The organism is Halorubrum sp. SP9, assembly GCF_005435015.1.
Taxonomy (GTDB): domain Archaea; phylum Halobacteriota; class Halobacteria; order Halobacteriales; family Haloferacaceae; genus Halorubrum; species Halorubrum sodomense.
Window position 1 is genome coordinate 44143 of the sequence record NZ_SGXU01000014.1, and the last position, 26142, is coordinate 70284.

Annotated in this window: 26 protein-coding genes; 14 read left to right on the forward strand and 12 right to left on the reverse strand. The window is 71.0% G+C overall.

Going from position 1 to position 26142, the window contains the following annotated elements:
* Nucleotides 1–425 precede the first annotated feature (425 nt).
* From EXE45_RS09960 to EXE45_RS09975, 4 genes are read left to right on the forward strand one after another with little or no spacing between them, the layout of a single operon-like run.
* Nucleotides 426–2201 carry a nitrite/sulfite reductase gene (locus tag EXE45_RS09960; RefSeq protein WP_137694233.1) on the forward strand — a complete coding sequence of 592 codons (1776 nt, stop codon included), beginning with the start codon at nucleotides 426–428 and terminating at the stop codon, nucleotides 2199–2201.
* Nucleotides 2194–2391, forward strand: coding sequence for a hypothetical protein (locus EXE45_RS09965; RefSeq protein WP_137694234.1), 198 nt, complete (start codon nucleotides 2194–2196; stop codon nucleotides 2389–2391). Before EXE45_RS09960 ends, EXE45_RS09965 begins: the two co-directional genes overlap by 8 nt.
* Entirely contained in the window at nucleotides 2388–4508 is a 2121-nt protein-coding gene (gene nasA, locus EXE45_RS09970) for an assimilatory nitrate reductase NasA (protein ID WP_137694235.1), read from the forward strand. The genes EXE45_RS09965 and nasA overlap by 4 nt, the downstream gene beginning before the upstream one ends.
* 27 nt (nucleotides 4509–4535) lie before the next feature.
* Nucleotides 4536–4817, forward strand: a complete 282-nt coding sequence (locus EXE45_RS09975; RefSeq protein WP_092919372.1) for a DUF6360 family protein — start codon at nucleotides 4536–4538, stop codon at nucleotides 4815–4817.
* A 16-nt stretch (nucleotides 4818–4833) separates the two neighbouring features.
* On the opposite strand, the gene hjc is transcribed toward EXE45_RS09975, so the two are convergent.
* Complete coding sequence (hjc, locus tag EXE45_RS09980; RefSeq protein ID WP_092919370.1) at nucleotides 4834–5385, reverse strand: Holliday junction resolvase Hjc; 552 nt, start codon at nucleotides 5383–5385, stop codon at nucleotides 4834–4836.
* An 88-nt stretch (nucleotides 5386–5473) separates the two neighbouring features.
* Entirely contained in the window at nucleotides 5474–6028 is a 555-nt protein-coding gene (locus EXE45_RS09985; protein ID WP_137694236.1) for an NADPH-dependent FMN reductase, read from the reverse strand.
* Between the two features lie 689 nt (nucleotides 6029–6717).
* Here EXE45_RS09985 and EXE45_RS09990 point away from each other — a divergent pair.
* From EXE45_RS09990 to EXE45_RS10005, 4 genes are all read left to right on the forward strand, one after another.
* Nucleotides 6718–8130, forward strand: a complete 1413-nt coding sequence (locus tag EXE45_RS09990; protein ID WP_137694237.1) for a phosphoglucomutase/phosphomannomutase family protein — start codon at nucleotides 6718–6720, stop codon at nucleotides 8128–8130.
* 138 nt (nucleotides 8131–8268) lie between these two features.
* The gene (locus EXE45_RS09995) at nucleotides 8269–8640 is read left to right on the forward strand and encodes a hypothetical protein (protein WP_092919364.1); all 372 of its coding nucleotides are present in this window, start codon (nucleotides 8269–8271) and stop codon (nucleotides 8638–8640) included.
* A 61-nt stretch (nucleotides 8641–8701) separates the two neighbouring features.
* The gene (locus tag EXE45_RS10000; RefSeq protein ID WP_092919362.1) at nucleotides 8702–9445 is read left to right on the forward strand and encodes a DNA polymerase sliding clamp; all 744 of its coding nucleotides are present in this window, start codon (nucleotides 8702–8704) and stop codon (nucleotides 9443–9445) included.
* Nucleotide 9446: 1 nt separating this feature from the next.
* Entirely contained in the window at nucleotides 9447–10193 is a 747-nt protein-coding gene (locus tag EXE45_RS10005; RefSeq protein ID WP_137717991.1) for a hypothetical protein, read from the forward strand.
* Here EXE45_RS10005 and EXE45_RS10010 read toward each other — a convergent pair.
* Together EXE45_RS10010 and EXE45_RS10015 are read right to left on the reverse strand one after the other, a co-directional pair.
* Nucleotides 10188–12065 (reverse strand): histidine kinase N-terminal 7TM domain-containing protein, encoded by a 1878-nt coding sequence (locus EXE45_RS10010; RefSeq protein WP_092919358.1) that lies wholly within the window; start codon nucleotides 12063–12065, stop codon nucleotides 10188–10190. The genes EXE45_RS10005 and EXE45_RS10010 overlap by 6 nt on opposite strands.
* A 158-nt stretch (nucleotides 12066–12223) precedes the next feature.
* Nucleotides 12224–12817: a hypothetical protein gene (locus EXE45_RS10015; protein ID WP_092920463.1), complete on the reverse strand. Its 594-nt coding sequence runs from the start codon at nucleotides 12815–12817 to the stop codon at nucleotides 12224–12226.
* Between the two features lie 108 nt (nucleotides 12818–12925).
* Between EXE45_RS10015 and mdh the strand changes: the two genes are divergently transcribed.
* From mdh to EXE45_RS10030, 3 genes are read left to right on the forward strand one after another with little or no spacing between them, the layout of a single operon-like run.
* On the forward strand, nucleotides 12926–13840 hold the full coding sequence (gene mdh / locus EXE45_RS10020; protein WP_092919356.1) for a malate dehydrogenase: 915 nt from the start codon (nucleotides 12926–12928) through the stop codon (nucleotides 13838–13840).
* Nucleotides 13841–13893: 53 nt separating this feature from the next.
* Complete coding sequence (locus EXE45_RS10025) at nucleotides 13894–14082, forward strand: hypothetical protein (protein WP_092919354.1); 189 nt, start codon at nucleotides 13894–13896, stop codon at nucleotides 14080–14082.
* Nucleotides 14083–14095: 13 nt separating this feature from the next.
* Nucleotides 14096–14653 carry a 2'-5' RNA ligase family protein gene (locus EXE45_RS10030; protein WP_137694238.1) on the forward strand — a complete coding sequence of 186 codons (558 nt, stop codon included), beginning with the start codon at nucleotides 14096–14098 and terminating at the stop codon, nucleotides 14651–14653.
* 37 nt (nucleotides 14654–14690) lie between these two features.
* On the opposite strand, the gene EXE45_RS10035 is transcribed toward EXE45_RS10030, so the two are convergent.
* The 5 genes from EXE45_RS10035 to EXE45_RS10055 form a co-directional block, all read right to left on the reverse strand.
* Nucleotides 14691–14972 (reverse strand): type II toxin-antitoxin system RelE/ParE family toxin, encoded by a 282-nt coding sequence (locus EXE45_RS10035; protein ID WP_092919350.1) that lies wholly within the window; start codon nucleotides 14970–14972, stop codon nucleotides 14691–14693.
* On the reverse strand, nucleotides 14969–15247 hold the full coding sequence (locus EXE45_RS10040) for a ribbon-helix-helix domain-containing protein (protein WP_092919348.1): 279 nt from the start codon (nucleotides 15245–15247) through the stop codon (nucleotides 14969–14971). The genes EXE45_RS10035 and EXE45_RS10040 overlap by 4 nt, the downstream gene beginning before the upstream one ends.
* Nucleotides 15248–15626: 379 nt before the next feature.
* Nucleotides 15627–15812 carry a hypothetical protein gene (locus EXE45_RS10045; RefSeq protein WP_137694239.1) on the reverse strand — a complete coding sequence of 62 codons (186 nt, stop codon included), beginning with the start codon at nucleotides 15810–15812 and terminating at the stop codon, nucleotides 15627–15629.
* A gap of 3 nt (nucleotides 15813–15815) precedes the next feature.
* The gene (locus tag EXE45_RS10050) at nucleotides 15816–17207 is read right to left on the reverse strand and encodes a cytochrome P450 (RefSeq protein WP_137694240.1); all 1392 of its coding nucleotides are present in this window, start codon (nucleotides 17205–17207) and stop codon (nucleotides 15816–15818) included.
* A gap of 190 nt (nucleotides 17208–17397) precedes the next feature.
* On the reverse strand, nucleotides 17398–19014 hold the full coding sequence (locus EXE45_RS10055; protein ID WP_092919342.1) for a methyl-accepting chemotaxis protein: 1617 nt from the start codon (nucleotides 19012–19014) through the stop codon (nucleotides 17398–17400).
* A 160-nt stretch (nucleotides 19015–19174) separates the two neighbouring features.
* On the opposite strand from EXE45_RS10055, the gene EXE45_RS10060 reads away from it, so the two are divergent.
* Nucleotides 19175–20953, forward strand: coding sequence for an excinuclease ABC subunit C (locus EXE45_RS10060; protein WP_137694241.1), 1779 nt, complete (start codon nucleotides 19175–19177; stop codon nucleotides 20951–20953).
* A 30-nt stretch (nucleotides 20954–20983) separates the two neighbouring features.
* Here the strand turns inward: EXE45_RS10060 and EXE45_RS10065 are convergent, their stop codons facing one another.
* Nucleotides 20984–21628 carry a helix-turn-helix domain-containing protein gene (locus EXE45_RS10065; RefSeq protein ID WP_092919338.1) on the reverse strand — a complete coding sequence of 215 codons (645 nt, stop codon included), beginning with the start codon at nucleotides 21626–21628 and terminating at the stop codon, nucleotides 20984–20986.
* Nucleotides 21629–21868: 240 nt separating this feature from the next.
* Nucleotides 21869–22765 (reverse strand): alpha/beta fold hydrolase, encoded by an 897-nt coding sequence (locus tag EXE45_RS10070; protein ID WP_092919336.1) that lies wholly within the window; start codon nucleotides 22763–22765, stop codon nucleotides 21869–21871.
* 125 nt (nucleotides 22766–22890) lie between these two features.
* Between EXE45_RS10070 and thpR the strand changes: the two genes are divergently transcribed.
* Together thpR and EXE45_RS10080 are read left to right on the forward strand one after the other, a co-directional pair.
* Nucleotides 22891–23475, forward strand: a complete 585-nt coding sequence (gene thpR / locus EXE45_RS10075) for an RNA 2',3'-cyclic phosphodiesterase (RefSeq protein ID WP_137694242.1) — start codon at nucleotides 22891–22893, stop codon at nucleotides 23473–23475.
* An 89-nt stretch (nucleotides 23476–23564) separates the two neighbouring features.
* Nucleotides 23565–25055, forward strand: coding sequence for a HEAT repeat domain-containing protein (locus EXE45_RS10080; protein WP_137694243.1), 1491 nt, complete (start codon nucleotides 23565–23567; stop codon nucleotides 25053–25055).
* Nucleotides 25056–25091: 36 nt separating this feature from the next.
* Here EXE45_RS10080 and EXE45_RS10085 read toward each other — a convergent pair whose 3' ends face one another.
* Nucleotides 25092–25922, reverse strand: coding sequence for a hypothetical protein (locus EXE45_RS10085; RefSeq protein WP_092919330.1), 831 nt, complete (start codon nucleotides 25920–25922; stop codon nucleotides 25092–25094).
* Between the last annotated feature and the right edge of the window lie 220 nt (nucleotides 25923–26142).

Consider the following 26142-nt stretch of genomic DNA (forward strand, 5'->3'; position numbering starts at 1 on the left):
TTCCATTGGCGTCGTCGTCGGGAATCATTTCGACTGGATACACGATGGCCTGTGCGACGGATAACTGTTGTCTGTCATCAAAGACCGCGTTGTATCGCGTTTCTGGTGGGTTCTACGCGACAAAGATGGAAGGTCTCCCTATCGATTAGATGTCCTTACCCAATATCGGCGTTCGATCTCGAATTTCCGATACGAGTTCTTCTAACCCAAATAATTCCGAGAATTATAAATTCGTACCTCTTACTCCGCAATTATCCGTCGCGAACGGACGAAGTGCCGCACTCTGAAGAGAGCGCGCGTATTTTTCGTTTTTATTAAAGAGACAACACTTTATGCGGCGATACTTATGCGATATTCAGACAAATGACGAAGATAATTGGAAATTCGTCGTCAATGGCTCGGACCGGTAACTCGGGTGGGACCGCGTGACGAACAAGAAGGAGACGTGGAAGGAGGGGATGTACGGGGACGAGGTCCGGGAGAAGATCCTGGAGTTCGCCGAGGCCGGGTGGGAGTCGATCCCGGAGGACGAGCGCGACATGTGGTTCTCCCGGTTCAAGTTCTGGGGCGTCTTCCACCAGCGCTCCGGCCAGGAGAGCTACTTCATGCTGCGGCTTGCGAACGCGAACGGGCAGCTCACGGCCGAACAGCTGCGCGCCGTCGGCGAGGTCGCCGCGGAGTACGCGCGGGGGCCGGCCTCGAACCCGGAGTTCGGCGACGCGTGGATCGACCTCACCACCCGCCAGTCGATCCAGCTCCACTGGCTCAAGCTGGAGGACGTCCCGGCGATCTGGGAGAAGCTCGAAGGCGTCGGCCTCTCGTCGCGCTCGTCGGGGGGCGACACGATGCGGAACATCTCGGGCTGTCCGGTGGCCGGTCGCGACGAACACGAGTTCGTGGACGCGCAGCCGGTGCTCGACGAGATCACGGCGAAGCTCCGCGCCGACGACGACCTCGCGAACATGCCCCGGAAGTTCAACATCAGCGTCACCGGCTGCCGGGAGGGGTGCGCGCAGGACTCGATCAACGGGATCGGCCTCGAACCGGCCGAGAAGACGGTCGACGGCGAGGCGGTGCGGGGGTTCAACGTCCGCGTCGGCGGCGGCCTCGGCGGCCGCGAGCCCCGGCGGGCGCGGAGCCTCGACGTGTTCGTCACGCCCGAGAACGCGTACGACGTGGTGCGGGGGTTCGTCGAGCTGTACTTCGACCACGGCGACCGGGAGAACCGCCAGAAGAACCGGAGCCGCTTCTTCGTCGACGAGCGGGGCACGGACGCGATCCGCGAGCGCCTCCAGGCGTCGTACGTCGACTTCGACCTCCGGCGCGCGGGCGATGACCTCCGCGACGAGTACACGTACAACGCGGGGAAGGCGCCGTCCGAGGGGAAACACGACCACGTCGGCGTCCACGAGCAGACGGACGGACGCTACTACGTCGGCCTCGCGGTGCCGATCGGACGCCTGACCGCCGCCGAGACGGTCCGGTTGGCCGACCTCGCCGCGGCGCACGGCTCGGGCGAGATGCGGCTGACGCGGCGGCAGAACCCGCTGATCTTGGACGTGCCCGAGTCGGAGCTCGACGACCTGCTCGACGCCGAGCTGCTCGACACCCACAGCCCCGAACCGAGCGTGTTCACCCGCGGGGCGATGGCGTGTACGGGCACGGAGTTCTGCTCGCTGGCGCTGACGGAGACGAAGGCCCGGACGGCGGCGATGCTCCGGTGGCTGCGCGCCAACGTGGAGCTCCCGGACGACATCGAGCAGATCAAGATCCACTACTCCGGCTGCACGGCCGACTGCGGGCAGGCGATGACCGCCGATATCGGCTTCCAGGGGATGCGGGCGCGGAAGGACGGCGAGATGGTGGAGGCCATCGACGTCGGCGTCGGCGGCGGGATCGGCCCCGAGCCCTCCTTCGTCGAGTGGATCAGGCAGCGCGTCCCGGCCGACGAGGTGCCGGGCCTGCTGCGGAACCTCCTGAACGCGTTCGCGGCCGACCGCGAGGCGGGGCAGACGTTCCGGGAGTGGGTCGAGGCGACCGGCGAGGCGGCGCTCGTCGAGCTGGCCGAGCCCGAGGAGACCGACTACGAGGACCCCTGCCTCCACGATGCGAAGCGGTCGTGGTACCCGTTCGCCGACGGGGAGGGGCCCGCGCCGACCGACGCCGACGGGACGCCGACGGCGACGGAGAGCGATGACTGACCGGAGCGCCGAGAGGCCCGCCGAGCGGTCCCGGACTCGTGCCGCCGAGCGCGCCCGCGACCGCACCGGCGAGGGGCCCCGTTCGGGCGCAGATGAGGAGGTGGCCACGCCGGTGGCGTCGATGGACGTCGCGCCGGAGCTGTTCCCGGCGGAGCCGACCGGCGACGAGACGGAGCGGGGTGCGGAGTGAACGACCCCGTCCCGACCACCTGTATGCGCTGCGCGGTCGGCTGCGGCCACCTCACGGGGCGGGTCGACTCGGGGTACGGGATCGACGGCGTCCGGGGCGACGTGGCCCACCCGACGAACCGCGGCCTCGCCTGCGCCCGCGGCATCGACGAGACGCAGAACCCAGACGGCGAGTGGCTGACGAGGCCGTACGTCCGGACCGGCGGCGAGCTCCGCCGCACCACGTGGGACGTCGCGCTCTCGCGGATCGTCGACGAGTTCCGCGGCGTACTGGACCGGGACCGCGACGGCCTCGCGGTGCTCGGGAGCGGGCAACAGACGAACGAGGCCGCCTACGCGCTCGGGAAGCTGGCCCGGGGCGGCTTCGGGACGCGTCACTACGACGCGAACACCACCCTCTGTATGGCGAGCGCCGTGACCGCGTACGACGACGCGTTCGGGAGCGACGCGCCCCCGCCGACGTACGACGATATCGAGGGCGCGACGACCCACGTCGTCTGGGGCGCGAACCCGGCGGTGGCCCACCCCGTGCTGTTCCGCTGGATAGTCGAGAGCGCGACGGAGGACGGGAGCCGCCTGATCGTCGTCGACCCCGTCGAGACGCAGACCGCGGCGGAGGGCGATCGACACGTCGCGCCCGAGCCTGGCACAGACCTCGCGCTGGCTCGGGCCGTCCTCGCCCGCGTCGTCGAGCGCGACGAGGTGGACGGGGCGTTCGTCGAGAGAGCGACGACCGGCTTCGATGCGCTCCGCGCCGAGCTCCCCGACCCGGCGGAGGCCGCGGCGACCGCGGGAGTCCCGCTCGCGGCCGTGGACGCGCTCGCCGACGCGCTCCGGGACCCGACGCTCGTCTACTGGGGCATGGGGGTCAACCAGAGCGCGCAGGGGACCGCCACCGCCGGCGCGCTGATCGACCTCTGCCTCGCGACCGGCAACATGGGCCCGGGAAGCGGCCCGTTCTCGCTCACGGGACAGGCCAACTCGATGGGGACGCGCGTCTGCTCGTCGAAGGGGTCGTGGCCGGGGATGCGCCCGTTCGAGGACCCGGACGAGCGGCGGACGATCGCCGAGGCGTGGGACGTGCCCGTCGAGCGCCTCCCCGACGACGCCGGCCCGGGACCGGTCGACATCGTCGACGCGGTCGACGACGGGCCCGTCGAGGCCGTCTGGGCCGTCGCGACGAACCCGGCCGCGGGGCTCCCGGACGCGTCGGCCGCCCGCGAGCGCCTCCGGGACGCGTTTCTCGTCGTCCAGGACGCCTTCCACACCGACACCACCGAGCTGGCGGACGTCGTCCTCCCGGCCGCGACGTGGGGGGAGTCCGACGGCACGGCGATGAACATGGAGCGACGGGTCTCGCGCGTCCGGCCCGCCTCGGAGCTCGCGCCGGCCGTGCGGACCGACCTCGACATCGTCGCGTCGGTCGGCGAGGCGCTCGTTCCCGGGCTGTTCCCGGCGACGGAGCCCGAGGCCGTGTTCGACGAGTTCGCCGCGCTGACCGCCGGGACGGACGCCGACTGCTCCGGGATCTCCTACGACCGACTCCGAGAGGAGCGCGCGGTCCGCTGGCCTGCTCCGTCGGCGAAGTCGGAGGGCGGCTACCGCTACCGCGACGACGGCGACTGGTCGTTTCGGACGCCCTCCGGCCGCGCGCGGTTCTCGACCGGGACCCACGCCGAGGTGCCGGAGCCGGTCGACGAGTCGTATCCGCTCACGCTGACGACCGGCCGCGAGCCCGACGGGTACAACACCGGGATCCGGTCGCGGGACGGGGACGCGGACTCGCCGATCGTCGCGCGAGTCAACCCGGACACGGTCGCGGCGGTGAACGACGGGAGGGCGTCGGCCGACGAGGCGGAAATCGAACCCGACGAGACCGCGCGCCTCTCCTCGCGGCGCGGATCGATCCGCGTCCGCGTGACCGCCGACGCGGCCGTCCCGACCGGGACGGTCTGGCTGCCGATCCACCGCGCCGAGACGAACGAGCTGACGCTTTCGGCCACCGACCCGCGGTCGAACGAACCGAACTACAAGCAGTGCGCGGTCGCGCTTGCGCCGGTCGCCGACGAGGTCGGCGCCGAGGAGCCGAACCGGACCAAGCCGACCGCCGACGACTGAGGACGGAGCCGCCACAGCACCAACCCTATGTCAAACAGAATCACGACCGTGAACGCGTACACGACGCTCGACCTCGTCGCCGCGGAGGTCGAGACCCACGAGACCGCCCTGTCGCTCGACGGGGTCGTGGACGTCGCCGTGGGTGACGAGTCGCCGGACCGCGTCGTACTGAGCGTCGAACTGGACACCGTCGGCGTCGACGCGGTGCCGCCGCACGCCGACCGGGTTCGGTTGACCCCCGAGCAGGCGGAGACGCTGGCCGACGACCTGAACGAATACGCCGCGGACGCGAGGGAGGAGTCCGACTGAGAGCCGCTCCGTCCGGCTACAACACGTCGAGCGCGTCCTCGACCGGCATGTGGCCGTCCCGAACGGCCTCCAGGATCGTCCGGCGCTCCTCGGTCTCCGGGTCGGTCGCGTCGTCGCCGCCCTCGTCGCCCTCGCCGACCTCCGAGAGCGTCACTTTCTCCGTCTCGCCGACGAACTCCGGGAAGTCGGTGCCGTCCGCGAGCGCTTTCTCCTTCTTCACCCGATACGAGCCGGCGTCGGTGGTGTAGAGGTCGCCCGGGTGGAAGAAGAACCAGTCCTCGCGGTCGAACCGCACCGCGATCCGGGCCTTCGCGCCGAAGTTCCGCGCGAAGAACAGCAGCGCCTCCACCTCCTCGCCGGTGAGATAGATGGGGTCGCCCGCGCTCGACTTCGCCTCGATGGCGTAGAACGTCTCGCCGTCGCCCGCGAGCACGTCGGGCAGCTCCCGCTCCGTGGCGGAGCCGCTGGCCGGCGCGCGCATCACGGCGAACCCGGCCTCGTCTAGGGCGTTCACCAGTTCGCGCTCGCGGCGGTCCCCCTTCCGGTTAGCGGACACGGTCGTCGTCACCCGGTTCGGTCATGTGCGTCGTAGCGGCGAGCGGGGCAAAAGCCCGACGGCTCGCGGGGCGCCGGGAGCGGGCGCGACCGCGGGCGCGTCACTCCCGCATCCGCTCGGCGTGTTCGACGACGACTCGCCCGAGTCGCTCGGTGCGGCCGCGGAGGTCCTCGTCGGTGATCCGCGGCTCGCCGTCGGGGCTGGCCGCGACCGTCTCGACCTTCGAGGAGGCGCCCTGAATCCCGACCTCGTGGGGCACCGTCCACGCGTGGACGTTGCGGAACGTCGACCGGAGGTGTTCGAGCGTGCCGCCGTACGACCCACCGCCCGCGGTCGCGAGCAGCCCCACGGCCGTGTTCGCGTACTCGTCGGAGCCGCAGAAGTCGTGGAAGTTCTTGAACGTCGACGAGTAGGAGCCGCGGTAGACGGGCGTGCCGGCGAGGACGCCGTCGGCCTCGCGAACGCGGCGCTTCAGTTCCTCGCTGTCCCCCTGCGCGTCCTCCTCAGGGTGGTACAGCGGGAGGTCGACGGCGGCCAGATCGATCAGGTCAGTGTCAGCACCGGCGTCGGCCGCGGCGTCGAGCGCGACGCGGAGCGCGGCCCGCGTGGTGCTGTCCGCACTCCGACTGCCGGAGACGGCCGCGATTCGGGTCATAATCCGGGTTCGGGGGCGAGTAATAAAAAACGGAGGCGATCGAAGCGGTCCAGAAACGAAATCACAGTTGCCGACGGTTCGTCCACGGCTCTGGGGGGAGCGTTTCGCTTTTTTAAACCCAGTCGGCTATTTATAACTAACCGACTACGGACCGACGGCGAACATCTCCAAAGCCCCAGCCGTGAGGACGACGCAGGCGACGTAAGCACCGCAGTGAGGGAGCGGTAGCGACCGAGTGAGGAGCGCAACGAGCGTGCGTCGTCCTCACGGCTGGGGCTTTGAGTCCCGCCTCGCACAGCGACCGCCGGAAGACGGTCCTGCTCGCTCACTGCGTTCGCTGCGCGGGCTACGACTTCCGTGCTCCCGTTCGCTCCCTCCGGTCGCTCACGGGACCGCGCCTCACGCCTCCCCAGCCTCGTCAGTCGCCTCCGCTTCGCTCCGGCGACTGACTCCAGCGAGGGACCGAAGGTCCCTCTGGCAGCCGGCGCGTAGCGCCGGCGACAGCGAGGCGCGACGCGCCTCTGGCAGTCGGGCGAAGCCCGACGACCTCGCGCGTGCGACTCGCGCCCTGTGGGCGCTCGTCGGCACGCGCCACCGCCGTTCGTTTATAAATAGCGAGTGGCGGCTCACTCGCGCAAGCCTCGCGACCGACACCGGGCATTATTGTCCCCGCCGCCGACGTGGGCGACATGGACCAGATTGCCTTCGGCACGGACGGCTGGCGCGCGACGCTCGACACCTTCACCGACGAGCGCGTGCGGATCGTCGGGCAGGCGGTCGCGGACCACCTCGACGCGGCGGGGCACGACGAGCCGGTCGCCGTGGGGTACGACGCCCGCGAGACCTCGGAGGGGTTCGCCGAGAGCCTCGCCGAGGTGCTCGCCGGCAACGGCTTCGACGTACTGCTCCCCGAGCGCGACGCGCCGACGCCGGTGATCGCGTACGCCATCGTCAATCGCGGACTCGCCGGTGCGTGTATGATCACGGCCTCCCACAACCCGCCCGAGTACAACGGCGTGAAGTTCATCCCGCACGACGGCGCCCCCGCGCTCCCGGACGTGACCGAGGACGTCGTCGAGCGGCTCGCGGAGCCGGACCTGCTCCCCGAAAGCGAACGCGGGGCGATCGAGCGCGTCGACCTCGTGAGCGATCACGCCGACGCCGCCCGCGAGGTCGTCGGGCGCGTCGCCGGGAGCGGGAACGGGGGCGACGCGGTCGACCTCTCCGGGCTCACGGTCGCGTACGACGCGATACACGGGAGCGGACGCGGCGTCACGGACGCCCTCCTCGAGTCGGCCGGCGCGGAGGTCGTCCGCCTGCGCTGCGAGCGCGACGTGACCTTCGGCGGCGACTCCCCCGAGCCGTCGGCCGAACACCTCGGAGAACTGGCCGAGCGCGTGACCGATCCCCAAAGCGACGTCGACCTCGGGGTCGCCAACGACGGCGACGCCGACCGGATCGCGGTCGTCACGCCCGAGCGCGGCGTCCTCGACGCCAACCTCTTCTATTCGGCCTGCTACGACCGGCTCCTGGAGGCCGACTCCGGGCCCGCGGTCCGCACCGTCTCGACGACGTTCCTCGTCGACCGCATCGCGGAGGCGCACGGCGAGGACGTGTACGAGACGCCGGTCGGCTTCAAGTGGGTCGCCGAGGCGATGGGCGAGCACGACGCGCTGTTCGGCGGCGAGGAGTCGGGCGGGTTCACCCTCCGCGGCCACGTCCGCGAGAAGGACGGCGTGCTGATGGCGCTGCTCGCGGCCGCGACCCACGCCGCCGAGCCGTTCGACGCGCGCGTCGACCGCCTGCTCGACGAGCACGGCCGCATCGCGGCCGGGAAGGTGTCGCTCGACTGCCCCGACGACCGGAAGGAAGGCGTCCTCGACGAGCTCGAAGACCACATCCCGGAGTCCGTCCGCGGCTCCCCCGTCGCGAAGGTCGTCACCCTCGACGGGTTCAAGCTCCTCTTGGAGAACGGCTCGTGGCTGCTCGTCCGCCCCTCCGGCACCGAGCCGAAGCTGCGCGTGTACGCGGAGGCCGACTCCGAGGGCGCCGTCGACGACCTGCTCGCCGAGGGGCGCGACCTCGTCGAACCGCTCATCTGAGGCCGGACCCGAACGGCGGGCGGTGACCGGCCGGGACCGTCCGCCCGGACGAGTTTCAGTTTCGCCTTGCGTTCGGCTCGTTTATTTATAAATTAACCTCGTATCGTCACGTACGGCCTACCCCGGCCGAGAGCCCACATGATCGACGAGCCACTGCCAGCGGCCGAGGGCATCGACGCGGAATCGAACTCAGCCGACGAGATCGCGAGCGGTGACGCGGGCGGTCACGACGCGACCGATCGAAAGGCACCCGACCGCGACGCGGCTGATCCGTCCCGTGAGCCGGCGGCGTCCGGCCGGGACCCGCGGGAGGAACCGGACCGAGCCACCGACCCGCCGCCCGACCGGCCCGACGGCGACGCGACCTGTGAACGCGACCGCGGACCGGACGACGAAGGCGACGAGGCGGACGGATCCGACGCGGGCGAATACCGGCTCGAACGGCTCCGACTGTGGCGGACCGTCGTCACGCTCGCGGTCGTCGTCGCCCGCCTCGTCCGGTCGCTCTGAGCGGTCGGTCGCCGTTCCGATCGGGTGCCTTTTTAGGTGATACCGCCCAAGTTGAACGTATATGTTCAAGGCCATCGTGGGCGCGTCGACGTTTCAGGACGCGCTCGATTCGGTGAGCGTGTTGGTCGACGAGTGTAAGATCCGCCTGAACGAGGAGGAGCTCTCCATCCGGGCCGTCGACCCCGCCAACGTCGGCATGGTCGACCTCACGCTGGAGGCGGCCGCGTTCGAATCCTACGACGCCGACGGCGGCGTCATCGGCGTCAACCTCGCCCGACTGGAGGACATCGCCGGCATGGCCAACTCGGGCGACCTGATCCACCTCGAACTCGACGAGGAGACCCGCAAGCTCCACATCGAGATCGACGGCCTATCCTACACCCTCGCGCTCATCGACCCCGACTCGATCCGCCAGGAGCCGGACATCCCGGACCTCGACCTCGCCTCCGAGATCGTCGTCGAGGGCGCCCAGCTCGACCGCGGGATCAAGGCCGCCGACATGGTCTCCGACCACATCCGCCTCCGCGTCGACGAGACCGACGAGGCGTTCTTCATCGAGGCCGAGGGCGACACCGACGACGTGAACCTCAAGCTCGACCGCGAGGACCTCATCGCGCTCACCGCCGGCCCCGCCGACTCGCTGTTCAGCCTCGACTACCTGAAGGACATGAACAAGGCGATCCCCTCCGACGCAGAGGTCACCGTCGAGCTCGGCGAGGAGTTCCCCGTCAAGCTCCACTACGGCTTCGCGGAGGGGCTGGGGAACGCAACGTATATGCTAGCCCCCCGCATTCAGAGCGAGTAAATTGCCGAGGGAAACGTGTCTAGGATGCGGAAAGTCGTTCAAGCGGGTCGGTAGTCACTGGGCACGCGGAAGCTGTTACTACCCCGAGATTCCCACGTACCTTCGCGAGATCCTCATCGGCTGTCTCATGGGTGACGGATCCGTCCCGAAGACGAACGACGGTTCTCACGGCCTGTTCCGTCTCCCGATGGTTAACAAGCAATTCTTGGAGTGGTTCGACCACGAGATAGGGATATTGAGTACCGGTGTCTCGCTTAAAAAGACGGCAGCGGAACTGGCGCAGAATAACCGTGAATCGGGGTTCAGCCCAAATGCGAGGGCTGAGAACTATCACGATATGTACACCGTCATATCGCGCTCCCACCCGTTCATGCGGTCACTTCGTCAATGGTACCGATCCGGCGAGAAGCGGTTCCCAGAGAGCCTATCGCTCACGCCACGGATCGCGAAGATGTGGTACGTCTGTGACGGGTGTCTCGACGTTCAAGAGAACGGTGAGCCTAGAGCCGCGATACGGATACGGAACCGAGACGAGCGTCAGGAATTCCTTTTGAATCTGTTTGAGGAGGTCGATCTCTCTCCAACGTACAACCGCGAAACGATCCGCTTTGGAGTCGAAGAGACCCGCTCGTTCCTCGACTGGATGGGCAACCCGCCGCCCGGGTTCGAGTACAAGTGGGTGCTCGACTCGCGAGAGCGCTACGATCGCCTGAAGGCACAGGCGTACGGCGAGGCACACGCTTTATAAATCGTCTACGACCGGAATCGACACCGTCACCCGCGTCCCGCGCGGCTCCCGGTCGGCGTACTCGACATCGGCGCCGACCGCGGCGGCGCCCCATGCGACGACCCACAGCCCCAGCCCCGACCCGTGTTCGAGGGCCGTCTCGCGGCCCGACTCGACCGCCTCGACCTCGTGGTCCGGGATTCCGGGGCCGTCGTCCTCGACGGTGAGGACGAAGCGGGCGTCGCCCGCGGTCGTTCCCTCGCCGTCGCCCCCCTCCCGGCGGAGCGCGACCCGCACCCACGCCTCGCCGTCCTCGCGCTCGGCCCCCTCGCCGTCGTGGTGGTCGATCGCGTTTTCCACGGTGTTCTCGACGACCGCGCGGAGCGCGTCCGGCCTGACCCGCGTGGTCCAGTCGCCGTCTCCGGCGTCGTCGCTCTCCGCGGCGTCGTCGCCCTCGACGGCGAGTTCGACGGGCGCCGCGTCGTCGCGCTCGCGGGCGTCGGCGACGACCGAGTCGACGAGCTCGCGGACGTCGGTAGCGACGGGATCGTTGTCAGCGAGGAGGCGCTCGACGGTGCCCGCCTTCTCGCCGAGCGCGGCCAGCGCGCCCGCACGGCGCTCGACGGCGTCGGCCATCCGGACCAGTTCCGGGTCCTCTAGGCGGTCGCGGAGGATCTCGCCGTAGCCGTGGACGACGCCGGCGTCATTGCGGAGGTTGTGGCGGAGGATTCGGTTGAGAACCTCCAGCTGCTGGCGGCGGCGCTCGCGTTCGGTGACGTCGGAGAGGACGACCGTGTAGCCGACGTGGGTCCCGTTCGGGTCGGTCAGTCGGGAGACCGACACCGCGTAGGTTCGCCGCCCCGTTCCGGCCGCGGAGTCGATCTCGACCGTCTCGCGGGAGCCGCCGTCCCCGGGCTCGGAACCGGCGGAATCGGTCTCGTCGCCGGGGCCGTCGTCCGGATCGCTCCCACCGGTCACGAGGGCGGCGTCGGCGCCGTCACCGACGGCGACCGGCAGCTCCAGGAACTCGGCGAGCGGGCGGTCGCGAGCGGTCTCGGCGTCGACGCCGAGCACCGTCTCGGCGGCGGGGTTGAGCCGGACGACGCGGCGGTCGAGCGCGAGCGCGAGAATGGGGTCCCGGAGGTCGTCGATCGCGGTGCGCTCGGCGGCGCGGCTGGTCGTCGGGTTCCGGTCGAACATCTCCGCGCGGTCGAACGCGTACGCGTCGAGGATCATGTGCGGAACGAACATCAGCGGCGCGAGCTGGAGCTGCGGGACCGGGCCGATCTGGAGCGTCCACGCGACCAAGGCGAACCCCGGCGGCAGCGAGCTCAGGGCGACCGCGGCGCTCTCGCGGCGGTACAGCGGCCCGTAGCTGAGGAGCGTGTCGACGAGGAGGAAGACGGCGCTGGCGACGAGGACCGTCTCCGCGGCGACGGTGAGGTACGCCCACGGCCCGAACGCGTACGAGACGGTCTCGACGCCGAAGGCGGGGTCGGGCGCGAGGCCGGTCCAGAAGGCGCCGTGGAGCGGGTTCGTGGCGACGAGCGCGGACGAGAGGAGGCCGAACCCGACGATCGCGCCGAACAGGCGGCTCCGGACCACGTCGCTCCGACCGGTGTACTCCAACGCGAAGCCGAGGAAGGCGATCCCGGTCCAGATCACGCCCAGCCACATCGTCGCCTCCAGTGCGGCGCGGAGCGTCGGGTCGGTGACGAGCAGCCCGACCCCGTAGGAGCAACACCACGTCGCCTGTGCGGCGAACACCCCGAGGAACCAGTCGACCCCGGGACGGCCGCGGTGTTCGCGGATCGCCCACGCGAGCGCGAGCGCTCCCGCCCCGCCCGCGAGCGAGCCGACGGCGGGCCACGCCGGGACGAGGTCGAGAGCCATACGTGGGAACGACGGCGACGGCGGGCGTAAAACTGTCGCGCGGCGACGGGCCGCCAGTTGCTCACGCGGTCCGCCGGTCCGTCGTCCGGTTCGGCGTCCGAACGCCGCGGTCGTGAGGACGGACCGCCGACCTGAGAGGAAATCCGAAGCGGACCGCGCTACAGGTGCCGTTCGATGACGCGCTTCGCGGCCTGGCCCTTCTCCTTCCAGCCGTACCCCTCGTCGTACACGTGGCGCTTGGCGTCGACGAGCTCTCCCGGCGTCGACTCCTCGAAGCCGCCGCGGTCCCACGCGCCCGACTCGCGGAGCCACTCGATCACGTTCTCGCGGGTCTCGGGCCACGAAAGGCCGACCATCTCGTACCACGCCACCATCGCGAAGACGGCGTTGTCGTGACAGCCGGGGACGGAGCCGTGCTCGTAGACGGTCCGCATCGGGTCGCGGGTGGGCTCGGAGACGCGCTCCTTGAACTCGGCGGCGGTGAGGAGTCGGAGGCGGTCGCCGTCCTCGACGACGCGCTGGTCGCGACGGAGCGCGCCGAGCGCCGCCTTGTGGAGCCCGCCCCACTCCGCCGGAATCGCGTCTCGCAGCGCCGCCTCCGAGAGGCCCTCGGGCTCCGCCGTGAGGACCGAGAGGAGGTCCGTGTACGCCTTCTCGACGGTGGGCCAGCTCACGCCCTCGAACTCGCAGTCGGCGTCGTGGAGGCTGTTCGTCGTCCGACAGCCCGGACACGGGTAGCGGAACGTCGGCACGAGGCGACGCTTCGGCGCGGCGGGAGTTAGGGGTTTCGCGACGACCGCCACGGACGTTGCTGAGGTTCCGAAACGTTTACTCGCCGCCCGGACGCGAGTGTACACGGTATGACAAAGGTCAGCGTTATCGGTGCGGCGGGGACCGTCGGGGCCGCGGCCGGCTACAACCTCGCGCTGCGCGACGTGGTCGACGAGCTCGTCTTCGTCGACATTCCGGACCAGCGCGAGACGACGATCGGACAGGCCGCCGACGCGAACCACGGCGTCGCCTACGACTCGAACACGACCGTCCGGCAGGGCGAGTACGAGGACACCGCCGGCTCGGACGTCGTCGTCATCACCGCCGGCATCCCGCGACAGGAGGGCCAGACCCGCATCGACCTGGCCGGCGACAACGCCCCCATCATGGAGGACATCGGCTCGTCGCTGGCCGAGCACAACGACGACTTCGTCACCGTCACCACCTCCAACCCGGTCGACCTACTGAACCGCCACCTCTACGAGGCGGGCGACCGCGACCGGCACGAGGTGGTCGGCTTCGGCGGGCGGCTCGACTCCGCGCGCTTCCGCTACGTCCTCTCCGAACGCTTCGACGCGCCCGTGAAGAACGTCGAGGCGACGATCCTGGGCGAACACGGCGACGCGCAGGCGCCCGTCTTCTCGAAGGTCCGCGTGAACGGCCGCGACCCGTCGTTCGACGCCGACGAGAAAGAGCAGATCCTCGCGGATCTTCAGGAGTCCGCGATGGACGTCATCAGCCGGAAGGGCGCCACGCAGTGGGGGCCCGCCACCGGCGTCGCGCACACCGTCGAAGCGATCCTGAACGACACCGGCGAGGTGCTCCCCTGTTCGGTCGTGCTCGACGGCGAGTACGGCTACGAGGACACCGCGCTCGGCGTGCCCGCGAAGCTGGGCTCGGACGGCGTCGAGGAGGTCGTCGAGTGGGACCTCGACGAGTACGAGACCGAGCTGCTCGACGAGGCCGCCGAGAAGCTCTCCGAGCAGTACGAGAAGATCGCGTAACGGACGCTTCGCTACCCACCGACTTTTTACCGCTGCCGCGCCCTCGTCCGAGCATGAACCGCGCCGAGATCGACACCGACGACCTCCTGAAAGTCGTGTTGCTGCTCGTCGTCGTGTGGCTTCTGGTGGAGATCGTCGGGGCCGTCCTCGAGGTCGCCTTCTGGCTGCTCGACGCGCTGCCGACGCTGATCGGGATCGCGCTCGTCGTCCTGATCGCGTTACACCTGACTGACCGGATCTGAGGCGACGGTCGACGTGTTCAGCCTCAACGTCCCGCTCCCGACCGCGGTGGAGCGGCTGGCGGCCGATCTCCACCCGAAACTGTCGGGGTTCGACCGCGTGCGCGAGCGCCGCACGCTCGTCTGTAAGCGGTTCGGCGTCGCGGACGTGCGGAGCGAGGAGGGTGAGGGAGCGGAGAGGCCAGAGGTCCCGGACAGAGAGGCCGCCGTCGACCGCCTGCGCGAGCGGCTTCGCCGGCCGCTCGCCGGGGTCGACCCCTTCGAGGTCGCCGTCACCGGCGTCGACGTCTTCGACGCGCCGCGGTCGGGGTCGCGGCCGGTCGTGTACCTGGCCGTCGAGAGCGACGAGTTGGTCCGGGTTCACCGGCGGCTCTGTGACGCGTTCGGCGCGGTCGAGGGGATCGAGGGCGACGAGTACGTACCCCACATCACGCTGGCTCGCGGCGGGAATCCCGAGCCGGGCGCGGTCGCCGGCCTCGTCGGCGCCGAGTTCGACCCGATCCGGTGGCGCGTCCACGCGCTCGACGCCTGGGACCCGGAGTTCCGGGAGGTCGCGGCGAGCGTAAAGTTATAAATCTAGATGCCTCGCTCGTGGCGATCGCGCCGGACGTTCAATCGTCGTCTCGGTACGCGTCGCCGCCGCGCTTCCGGATGGCGACAACGAACAGTATCTCTCGGTCGCGGTCTGCCCGACACGCGAGCCGAAACTGACCGATCCGGAGTTTCTGGTGCGGAGCGCCGGCGAGCGGTTCGAGGTGATCGGTCGGGTCCCGCCACTGGTCGGTGACGACCTCGTCGAGCTTCGAGAGGATCCGGTCGCGGGCGTGGTCGTCGAGCGCCGCAAGCTGTCGCTCCGACCGGTCGGTGAACCGCCAGTCCCACCCGTCGCTCATCGATCGCCGTCGCCGTCGCTACCGTACTCGGCTTTGATCGCGTCGCTGTCGCGGGTGCGGCCCTGCTGGATGTCGACTTCGCTCGCGGCGACCGCCTTGAGGTCGGCGCGATCGAACTCCGGGTGTTTCACCGCGTCGCGGAGCACGTCGCGCACGAACTCGCTCCGACTATTGTATCCGAGGTCCTTCCACGTCGCGTCGACGTCGGCGAGGAACGACTCCGTCATTCGGATGTTGACCGTCGTCTTCTCCGGCGACGAACTCGCTTCTGACATACGTCTGTGTTGAAATTGTGTACGAATAACAGTTACGCCGACGACCGCATCTCACTCGTTTTCGATATCGGGGGCGACAGATAACCGGCAGACGGCCGATCGACGGTGCGTGTTTCAAAACGCCAGCCGCTTATTTATAAATGAGAAATCGTAGATCGGCGGTGAACATCTCCAAAGCCCCAGCCGGGAGGCTGCCCCTTTGGATCCCGCCCGACCGCACGCCACTACAGCCTCACACCTCCCCAGCCTCGTCAGCCGGCCTCCGCTTCGCTCCGGCCGGCTGACTCCCTCGCGCGTGCTCCTCGCGCCCGTGGGGCGCTCGGAGGCACGCGCCGACCACAAGGGTGGTAGTTTATAAATGAGCGACGGTCGAGGCCGCCTACGTCCCGTCGCTCTCACTCAGCTCGTCGACCGCGTGGTGCGGCCCCACCGGGCCGTGCGTCGGACAAACGCCGGCGATGGGAGTCGCGTTGAGACAGCAGGCGCGCTGCTGGCCCGCGACGAGCCCACGCGAGAGGGGCTCGCCGCAGCGAGCGCAGTACGACGCCGCCTCGTCGTCGGTCATCCCTCAGCGCTCGCGGATCCGCATCGGCACCGGGTGGTCCGGGTGCATCGTCAGCGACCCGCGCAGGGCGAGGCTCGGCCCCTCGTAGTCCAGGTCGAACCGCGAGCAGACCGTCGCGAGGATGATCTTCGCCTCCAGTAGCGAGAACGCCTTCCCGATACAGTGGCGCGGGCCGCCGCCGAACGGGAAGAAGGCGAACCGCGGTCGCTCGCTCCGGCGCTCCGGGGTCCAGCGGTCCGGGTCGAACGCCTCGGGGTCGTCGTACCAGCGGTCGGACCGGTGGATCACCCACTGAGAGACCATCAGCGCGGAGCCCTCGGGGACCCGGTATCCCCCGAGCTTCACGTCGAGCTTCGGCTCGCGGAACAGCGTGTAGACGGGCGGGTAGAGCCGCATCGACTCGTTGAGGACGCGCTCGGTGTACTCCATGTCGCGGACGGCGCCCGCGGTCAGGGGGCCGCTGCTCACGACCGCATCGGCCTCGCCGGCGACCCGCTCGCGGGCCGCCGGGTGGTTCGAGAGGAGGTAGAAGGCGTAGGTGAGCGCGAGCGCGGTGGTGTCGTGGCCGGCCAGGAGCATCGTCACCAGCTCGTCGCGGAGGTTCTCGTCGGTCTGCTCGCCGCGGTCGCGGGCGCGGAGCAGGACGGAGAGCAGGTCCATCGGGAGGTCGGCGTCGGGGTCGCCGGGCGGCCCGCGGACGCCGGTCCCGTCGGGGCCGGCGGGGTCGACGCTCGGGTCGCGCTCCGTGCCACGGCGGCGGGCGACGATGTCGTCGATCACCGATTCGAGCGTGTCGATGGCGGCGTCGAACTCGCGGTTCTCGCGGGTCGGCAGCCAGTCCGGGATCAGGTACCGGCGGGGGTCGGGCTCGAAGCGCGCGCCGAGGGGTTCGAGGTTCTCCTGGACCGTCTTCACCTCCTCGTCGGAGATGTCGGCGCCGAACATCGCCGTGACGATGATCCGCACGGTGAGCCGGGCCAGCTCCAGTTGGAGGTCGACGACGTCGCCGCCGTCCCAGTCGGCGACGTGCGACTCGGCGTGGTCGGCCATCACGCCGGCGAGCGCGCCGATCCGGCGGTTGTGGAAGGCGGGGTTCGCCAGCTTCCGCTGGCGTTTCCACGTCTCCCCCTCGCTCATGAGGAGACCGTCGCCGAGCAGCGTGTCCATCGCGTCGTCGAACTGCGGCTTGCGGTAGCGTTCGGCGTCCGCGACGAGGACGCGCTCGACGTCGGCGGGGTTCGTGAGCAGGTAGGTCTCTCTCGGGCCGAGGTTCAGTCGCACCACGTCGCCGTAGCTGTCGGCGCAGGCGCGCAGGAAGCCGAACGGGTCGTCCGCGAACTGGCGACCGTTCCCGAACAGGGGGTCGCCGAGCGGTCCTGGCGGCGTAACGGACATACGATTTCTGGGGGTTGAGCGGGGTTAAACGTTCGGCGGGACAGGAGAAGCGGACGGCCGAGGACGGGAGAACAGGGGCGAAACGCGTCGGGGTTCGGGACGGGACGGGACGGACCAGAACGGGACGGGACGGACCAGAACGGGACGGGACGGACCAGAACGGGACGGGACGGACCAGAACGGGACGGAGTTACCGCGCGTCGAGCCGTTCGACGCGGGCGATCAGCTCGTCGACGGCCGCCTCCTGGTCGTCGGTGGCGTCAACGATGCGATCGGTCGCGTCCTCCGTGCGGTCGGAGCGCTCGCGGACCGCCTCCAGCGAGGAGGTGAGCTCCTCGACGGTCGCGGCCTGGTCGTCGGTAGTGCGCGCGACCTCCGCGACGCCCGCGGCCGCCTCGTCGACCGCGTCGGCGATCTCCTCGAGCGAGTCGAGAACCGTCTCGATCTCGGTGCCCGCGTCCTCGATCCGCTCGTGAGAGCGCTCGACGGCGGTCGTGGTCTCCGCGGACTGCGCCTGTAGCTTGTCGAGGCTCTCCGTGATCTCCTCGGTGTAGCCGCGGGTCTCGTCCGCGAGCTTCTTCACCTCCTCGGCGACGACCGCGAAGCCGTCGCCGCCCTCGCCGGCGCGGGCGGCCTCGATGTTGGCGTTGAGCGCGAGCAGGTTCGTCTGCTCGGCCACGTCGGAGATGACCTCGATCACCTCCTCGATGTCGTCCATGCGCTCGGAGAGCGCGCCGACGCTCTCGACGAGCTCGTCGCCGATCTCGACGACGTCCTCGGTCGCCTCGCGGGCGTCCTCGCTGGCGTCGAGCCCCTCGTCGGCGGCGTCGGCGGCCGCGACCGCGGCGGTGTCCACCTCGTCGGCCGTCGCGGCCACCTCCTCCATCCCGGCGGAGAAGGACTGCATCTCCGAGACGCTCTCCTCTAAGAGCTCGTTCTGCTCGTCGACGTTCTCGGCGATGTCGGCGGCCGCGGCGCTCGCCTCCTCGACCGTCGCGTCGAGGTCGCGCGCCTTCTCGTGAACGCTCTCGGAGAGGTCCTCGAGGTTCTCGGCCATCCGGTTGACGACATCGATGACGCTCAACAGCTCCTCGTCGAGGATCTCGCACTCCTCGCGGCAGACGGCGCGGGCCTCCAAGTCCCCCTCCCCGATCGCCTCGGCCGTGGTGCGGATCTCGGCGACCAGCTCCGCCGTCGCCTCCCGCTCGTTGACGTTCTCGGTCCGGTCGATAACGACCTCCGTCACGCCGACGAGCTCGTCGCCGTCGTACATCGGCGTCGCGGTGAACTCGATGTGCTTCTCGTCGCCGTGTCGGTCGACCATCGTGCTCGTGTCGCGGTAGCGGGTCCGGGCGCTCCCGCACCGTTCGAGGTCGTAGGCCTCGTCGGCGGTCTCGGGCGCGTCGAGCACCTTGTCCGCGAGGGTGTCGGCGCGCCGACCGTCGGGGTAGAACAGCTCCGAGGCGTAGCCGTGACCGAGGGCGTCCCCGCGGTCGACGCCCGTGAGCGCCGCGATCGACTCGTTCCACTCGGCGACGTTCCCCTCGGTGTCGAGGATGAACGTCGGGACCCCCGTGGCGTTGAACGCCTCGGCGAAGCCGGCGCCGGCCAGGGTGCCGCTCCGGTCCGCGCCGTCCGCCTCCGTGACGCTGTGCGCCCCGTCGGCCGGGGCGCCGGACTCGTCGGCCGCGGCCGTCACGGCGTCCGCTCCCGGCGAGTCCTCGACGACGACGCCGCCGTCGGGAACCGACCGGGAGTCGCCCCCCCGCCCGAACACGCTCCGCAGACGCTCGCGAAGTCCCGTCATAGTCTACTTTAACTCTCTGAACCTGGATTATAAACGGCGCGCCCCAGTGTTCGCAACTGATAATCGGGGGTGACGGCGGGTCTCGGGGGACGGTGAGCCGGAGGGAGGCCGCGGCCCGCAGCGTTCAAACGCGTTCGGCGGTTACGTCGGTCCGAGAGCGATGGACGCCGACGCGGTGCGCGAGCGGGCCCGAGACCTCCCGACCGAGCCGGGGGTCTACCAGTTCCGGGCGGGCGAGACGACGCTGTACGTCGGGAAGGCGCTCGACCTCCGGGACCGGGTGCGGTCGTACGCGGACCCCCGCTCGGGGCGGATCCGCGGGATGGTCGAGCGCGCCGACCGGATCGAGTTCGCGGTCACCGACACGGAGACGCAGGCGCTGCTGCTGGAGGCGAACCTCATCAAGCGGCTCCGTCCCCGGTACAACGTCCGGCTGAAGGACGACAAGTCGTACCCCTTGGTCGCCTTCTCCGACCACGAGGTGCCCCGGATCGAGGTGACTCGAGATCCGGAGGCGGGCGCGGTCGCGTACGGTCCGTTCACCGACGTGGGGCGCGTCGAGACCGTGGTGAAGGCGGTGCGGGAGGTGTACGGCCTCCGCGGCTGCTCGGACCACAAGTACGACGGGCGCGACCGCCCCTGCCTCGACTACGAGATGGGCATCTGCTCGGCGCCGTGCACCGGCGAGATATCGCCCGAGGACTACGCCGAGGACGTCGCCGCCGCGCGGCGCTTCTTCGAGGGGGAGACGGGCGCGCTCGCGGACCCGCTGCGGCGGCGGATGGAGGCGGCGGCCGAGGCGAACGAGTTCGAGCGCGCCGCGAACCTCCGCGACCGGCTCGAAGCCGTCGAGGCGTTCCACGGCGAGGGCGGCGAGGCCGTCAGCGACCGCACCGACGACCGCACCGTCGACGTGCTGGCGGCCGCGGTCGAGGGCGACACGGCCCGCGTGGCCCGGCTCCACAGCGAGCGCGGCCAGCTCGTCGACCGGAGCCGACACCGGCTCGACGCGGCGGCGGTGGACGGGGGATCGACCGGCGACGACGGCCGCGGCGACTCCGCCGACGCCAACACCCCCGCCGCCGTCCTCGCCGCGTTCCTCGCGCAGTACTACGCCGAGCGCGAGTTCCCCGACGCGGTCCTCTTGGCGGAGCGACCGTCCGACTCGGACGTGGTCGACTGGCTGGAGGCCGAGGGCGTCGCGGTCCGGGTCCCGGGCGCCGGCCGCGAGGCGAAACTCGTCGAGCTCGCGCTGAAGAACGCCCGGAAGCGCGGCGGCCGCGACGACCCGGTGGGCGCGCTCGGGGACCGGCTCGGGATCGCCCGCCCCGAGCGGATCGAGGGGTTCGACGTGAGCCACGCGCAGGGGACCGCCGTGGTCGGTTCCGACGTCTGTTTCGTCGACGGGAGCGCCGAGACCGCGGACTACCGCCGGAAGAAGCTCACCGAGCGCAACGACGACTACGCCAACATGCGCGAGCTGATCCGCTGGCGCGCGGAGCGCGCGCTCGCCGGCGAGGACGACCGACCCGACCCCGACCTCCTCCTGATCGACGGGGGCGAAGGGCAGCTGGGGGCCGCCCGCGACGCGCTCGCGGAGACCGGGTGGGACCCCCCCGTCGTCGCGCTCGCGAAGGCCGAGGAGCTGGTCGTCACCCCGACGGGCACCCGCCGCTGGGACGACGACGCCCCCGAGCTCCACCTGCTCCAGCGCGTGCGCGACGAGGCGCACCGCTTCGCGGTCTCCTACCACCAGACCGTCCGCGACGAGGTGGCGACGGTCCTCGACGACGTGCCCGGCGTCGGCCCCGAGACTCGCCGCCGGCTCCTCCGGCGGTTCGGGTCGGTCGAGAGCGTTCGCGAGGCCTCCCGGGACGACCTCACCGACGTCGACGGCGTGGGCGACGCGACCGCCGACACGCTTCGGGAACGGCTGTAGCCGCGGTTTGCTCCCTCGCGGCGGACGCCGTCACGCCGACTCGACGGCGCGTTCGACGACCGCCGCCTCCGCCTTGCGGAGCAGTTCGCCGGCGGTGCTCGTCGCGCAGTCGAGCGCGGCCGCGACGTCCGCGACGGTCCCCTCGCGGGGCACCTCGTAGTACCCCACCGAGACCGCCGTCTCAAGCGCCGCGCGCTGTCGGTCGGTCAGCCGCGACGGCGTCCGCCGGCGCTCGAACTCGTGGACCCGCTCGATGGTGAGGTCCGCGAGGGCCGCGAGGTCGTCGTGGAACGCGCTGAGCGCCGCGGTCGCGCCCGCCGCCTCGAACCGCACGTCGCCCGACTCGCGGAAGACGACCGGCGGGAGGAAGATCACCCGCGACGCCGCGACGGTGTCGAGGAGGGCCGCCGGGAACTCGTACTCGTCCTGTCGGAGGAAGGCGTAGGTCCCGTCCGCGTCGCTCACGAGGCTGCTCGCGACCAGCGAGTCGAGCGCCTCGACGGCGGCGGTCGTCGCGTCGCGGTCGCCGTCGAACCAGAGCAGCGTCGTCGCGTCCGCCGTCGGACTCCACATCAGCAGCTCCGCGCGCGAAATCGGGGACTCGCCGACGATCGATCGGTGGAGGGGGTGGCGGAGCCGCTCCGGGTAGGCGGCCGAGAACCTGATCCGTTTCATTCGGCGGTCGCTCGCCGTTCGACCCTCCCACACATCAATCCGCATGGTTCGGCGCGGGTTCGGCACGGGTTCGAGACGTGGGGCGGGCCGGAGCGGTCAGCGGGGACGGGGAGGGAGAGCGGGCCGGAGCGGTCAGCGGGGACAGGGAGGGGGAGCGGGCCGGAGCGGTCAGCGGGGACGGGGAGGGAGAGCGGGCCGGAGCGGTCAGCGGGGACAGGGAGGGGGAGCGGGCCGGAGCGGTCAACCGGGACGCGCCAGCGCCTCGGGAGCAGCCCGGAGGAGCGTCCCGAGGTGGTCCGCGCCGTCGAGGGCGCGGAGGTCGGCGGTCGGGAGCGCCTCGGCCAGTCGTTCCGCCCCGGCTATCGGGACGTTGGCGTCGGCCGTCCCGTGCCACAGGCGCACCGGGATGTCGACCGCGTCGAGATCGATCCCCCAGTCGGCCCCCGCGTCGCGGAACTCGGTGACCGCGCCGCTCCGGTGACGCTCGAACGCCGCGAGGAAGTCCGCTTTCACCGTCGCCGCGACGTCGTCGGGGACGGCGTCCGCGTCCGCGGCGTACTGCCCGACCACGAACGACGGGTCCGCCCGGTCCGCGACCCACGCCTGTCCGCGGAACAGCGCCCCGAGGACCGAGGGCGTCGCGGACGCGAGGCCGGTCAGCAACCGCTGTACCGCCGGCGTGTCGTCGGTGAAAGATGGCGGCGTCGCCCCGGCGACGAGGTCGACGCCGGTGACCCGCTCGCCCGCCGTCGCCGCCGTCGAGAGGGCGTAGGGAGCCCCGCCGGAGAACGCGACGAGAGGCGCACTCTCGACGCCCGCGTCGTCCAAGACGGGCCGCACGGACGCGGCGGCGTCGGCGACGGTCCGGCCCGGGTGCGGCGAGGACCGACCGTAGCCGGGCCTGTCGGGCGCGATGACGCGGACGTCGTTCGCTTGCGCCGCCGGTTCGAGGAGCGCCCCCAGTCGGCGGGACCCGGGTGTCCCGTGGAAGAAGACGAGCGGATCGCCGGTTGGAGGGCCGTACGTCGCGTACGCGATCCGGCGGCCGTCGTCCAGGCGGACGACGCTCGGTGCTCGACGCTCCGGGGTCCGACGCTCCGGAGTCGATTCCGGCCGCGCGGAGTCGGTGGGGGCCATCGACGGTGACTACGACCGCGCCCGTGGTGGGTTTGGTGCCGGACTGATACGGGAGTATTTACGTGTGGCTTGCCGGCTCGGCCACCCCAAGCCGTATCCGTCGCTGGGCCGACCCCGCAATCGAGATGCGCGCGTTCTTCGCCGTCGACCTCCCGGAGTCCCTCGCGGCCGGCGTCGCGGCGGCACAGGCCCCGTTCGCGGACGCCCACGGCGTGAACCCGGTCGATCCCGAGCAGGCGCACGTGACGCTGAAGTTCCTCGGCGACGTCGCGAGGGGCGACGAGGACGACAGCCCGAACGACTCCGCCCTCGACGACGTGATCGCCGCCGGCGAGCGGGCGGTCGACCGCGCGGGCGTCGCGCCGTTCGACTGCGCGGTCGGCGGTCTCGGCGTCTTCCCGAACCGAGATTACGTGTCCGTCGTCTGGGCGGGGATCGAGCGCGGCGGCGACGACCTCACCGCGCTTCACCGCGCCCTCGAGGCGGAGACGACCGCGCTCGGCGTCGATCCCGCCGACCACGCGTTCACGCCGCACGTCACGCTGGCCAGAGTGGAGAACGCGGCCGGGGCGGAGGCGGTCCGGGACGCGCTCGACGACGGGGAGGTCGAGGTCGGGTCGTGCTCGGTCGACGAGGTCCGACTGATGAAATCGACGCTGACCGCGTCCGGCCCGGAGTACGAGACCGTGCGGGAGTTCGAACTCGAGTGACGGGCTCCGGCTCGCGGGACGGGGCGAATTCTCACCGGTGATAGCCGCGGGCGTACGTTTAACGTACCGGATCGGTGAGCGATTCACAGATGGACGACGGGCCGGGAACCGAGGAGACCGCGGAGTCGGCGGGGAGCGCCGGCGGCGCCGAACGCGGCGATCGCAGCGCCAGCGCCGCCGAGCGGAGCGACCGCGGCGACGGCCCCCCGATGCTGGCGCGACTCGGCCGGCGGTTCGACGCGTCGACGCGTCGCGAGGCGGCCGAGGCGCTCGGCAACCCCTCCGGCTCGATGAGCGCCGAGCAGGATCGGATCGTCGAGGCGCTGTTCGGGGCCGCCCTCGACGACCCCGACGAGGCGGTCCGTGCGGCGGCGATCGAGTCGCTGTACTTCCACGATGACGACCACGTCGACCGGCTGGCGCGGCGGATCGCCGAACGGCGGAGCGCCGGCGGCACGGGGGACGGCAGACGGGCGACGCGGGGGCGGGTCGCCGAGGCGTTCGCCCGGTGGGTAGAGCACGACCGGGCCGCGTACCGGATGGTCGGGGCGACCGGGCTGGCCGTCGTCGGGGACGAGGGCGACGCGCCCCGATTCCGAGAGGCGTTCGACGACGGCGACGCGCGGGTCCGAGCCCGAGCCGTCAGGGGATACGCCCGCGTCGGCGGCGAGCGGGTCGACGCCGTCCGCCCGCTGGTGGACGCGCCGAACGACCTCGTTCGCGGCGCCGCGGCCGACGCGCTCGTCGCGATGGACAGCGACGACGCGACGGAGCTGCTCGCGCTCGCGGCGCGGCGAGGGAACGAGCGGCTCCGGCTCACGGTCGTCCGCCGGCTCGGAGCGCTCGACCGGCGGGACGCCGCCGGCGTGTTGATCGGGTCGCTGCGGGACCCCGCGGAGCGGGTTCGTCGGGCCGCCGCGGCGTCGATTACGACGGTGATCGCGAGGGCGGGCGCGGTGTCGGCGGGCGACGTGCGCGACCGGCTCCTGACGGAGCGCCCCTTCGATGGCGACGGCCCGCTCGCCGCGTTCCGCGCGGTCGCCGCCGAGCGAACGGCGAGCGAGCGACCCGGACCGGACGAGATCGGGGCCGAGGAGAGCGGAGCGGACCGGAGCGGGGCGGGCGGAAGCGCATCGGCCGAGGCGGGAGCGAGCATCGACGCCGAAACGCGGCGGTACGCGGCGTGGCTGTGCTGCGAACTGATCGAGGCCGCGGACCCGACCGCGACCGACCGGTCGGCCTCGGTCGAGTGGCTGATCGACGCGCTCGACCACCGCGACCGGCTGGTGGCGGACCTCGCGGCGGCGTACCTGCCGCGGATCGTCGCGAACGAGTCAGACGAGGGAGTCGGGGCGGAGAGCGACGCGACGGACGACAACCGATCGGCCCTCGGCGTCGACGTCGAGCGGAGGCTCCGGGAGCTCGCGAGCGACGAGACCGCCGCCGAGGACGCCCGCGAGCGCGCTCGAGCGGTGCTGCGACGGTTCAAGCGCGCGGTCGTCGAGACGGCCGCGGACCGGCACGTCGAGTACGTGTACGTCCGCTGGCCGGCGGACTACACGGAGCGTAACGAGGGGTAGCGGAGACGGGTCAGCGGGGGGCGTCGGGCGCCGCGACTACGACCGACGGACGAACCGGTCGTCGTCGACCGCGACCGTCAGGTCGATCGTCTCGTCGAGGAAGTTGAGGACCGTGGCGACGTTCCGGTCCGCGTCGGCGTCGACGTACAGCTGTAACACGCCTCCCGCGTCGACGAGGCGTGCGGCGAGCATGCGGACGAACGCGACCGCGCGCTCGACGTCGAAGGCGGCGACGATCTGGCCGAAGACGCTCACCTCCAGCGAGACGCGCTCGCCCGGCTCGTGGTTGGCGTCGAGGATGCGCGAGACGGTCTCACCGACGTCGTCGGGAGAGAGCCGGGGATCGAGTTCGACGATTTCGACGTCGACGCCCGCGAAGTCGACGTCCGGCGTCGCCTCGAAGTCGTACTCGCCGGTGCTGACGATCACCGTCCGGCGGGGCCACGCGGAGAGTCGCTCGTCGAGCGCGCGGACCAGCCGCTCCGGCGTGGGCGTCACGGCGACGACGAGCCCGGCGGCGCCGTGGAAGTGCGCCCTGAGCGCGTCGGCCTCGTCGCCGACGGCCGAGGCGTCGACCCGGACGACGCCGTTCCAGTCGACGTGATCGGCGACGTGAACGCCGTCCGCGACGCGGTCGGTCACGTGGTCGTGGAGGTGCGCCTCGAACTCGGCCACCGCGCCGTCCGTGTCGTAGGCGGTCTTGGCGGTGGCGCAGTACGGGCAGTCCCAGCTGACGCGGAAGTCGGACGTGGAGAGCGCGTCCGAGTGGTGCGCGATCAGGTGTGATCCTGTCACCTCGCGCATCTCGGAGCGGTCCCGCGTCCACGCGACGAACCCACACCGGCCACACGTCCAACGGCTCATCATGATCGGAAACGTACCTCGTGGGACCCGTCCGAGGCTCATGTATGTTGGGTTATGTGTGTGCGGTCACCGCGGGCGTCGGTCGGGACGCCGATCCGGGAGCCGCGGAGCGCGTGCCTCTCGGCGCCGGCGACCGCGATCGTGAACTCCGTGCCGTCACGTGCGGCGGGTATAAAAGGGCCACCACCGGCGAGGGTACCCACGAACGCGCATTCTCCGTCGA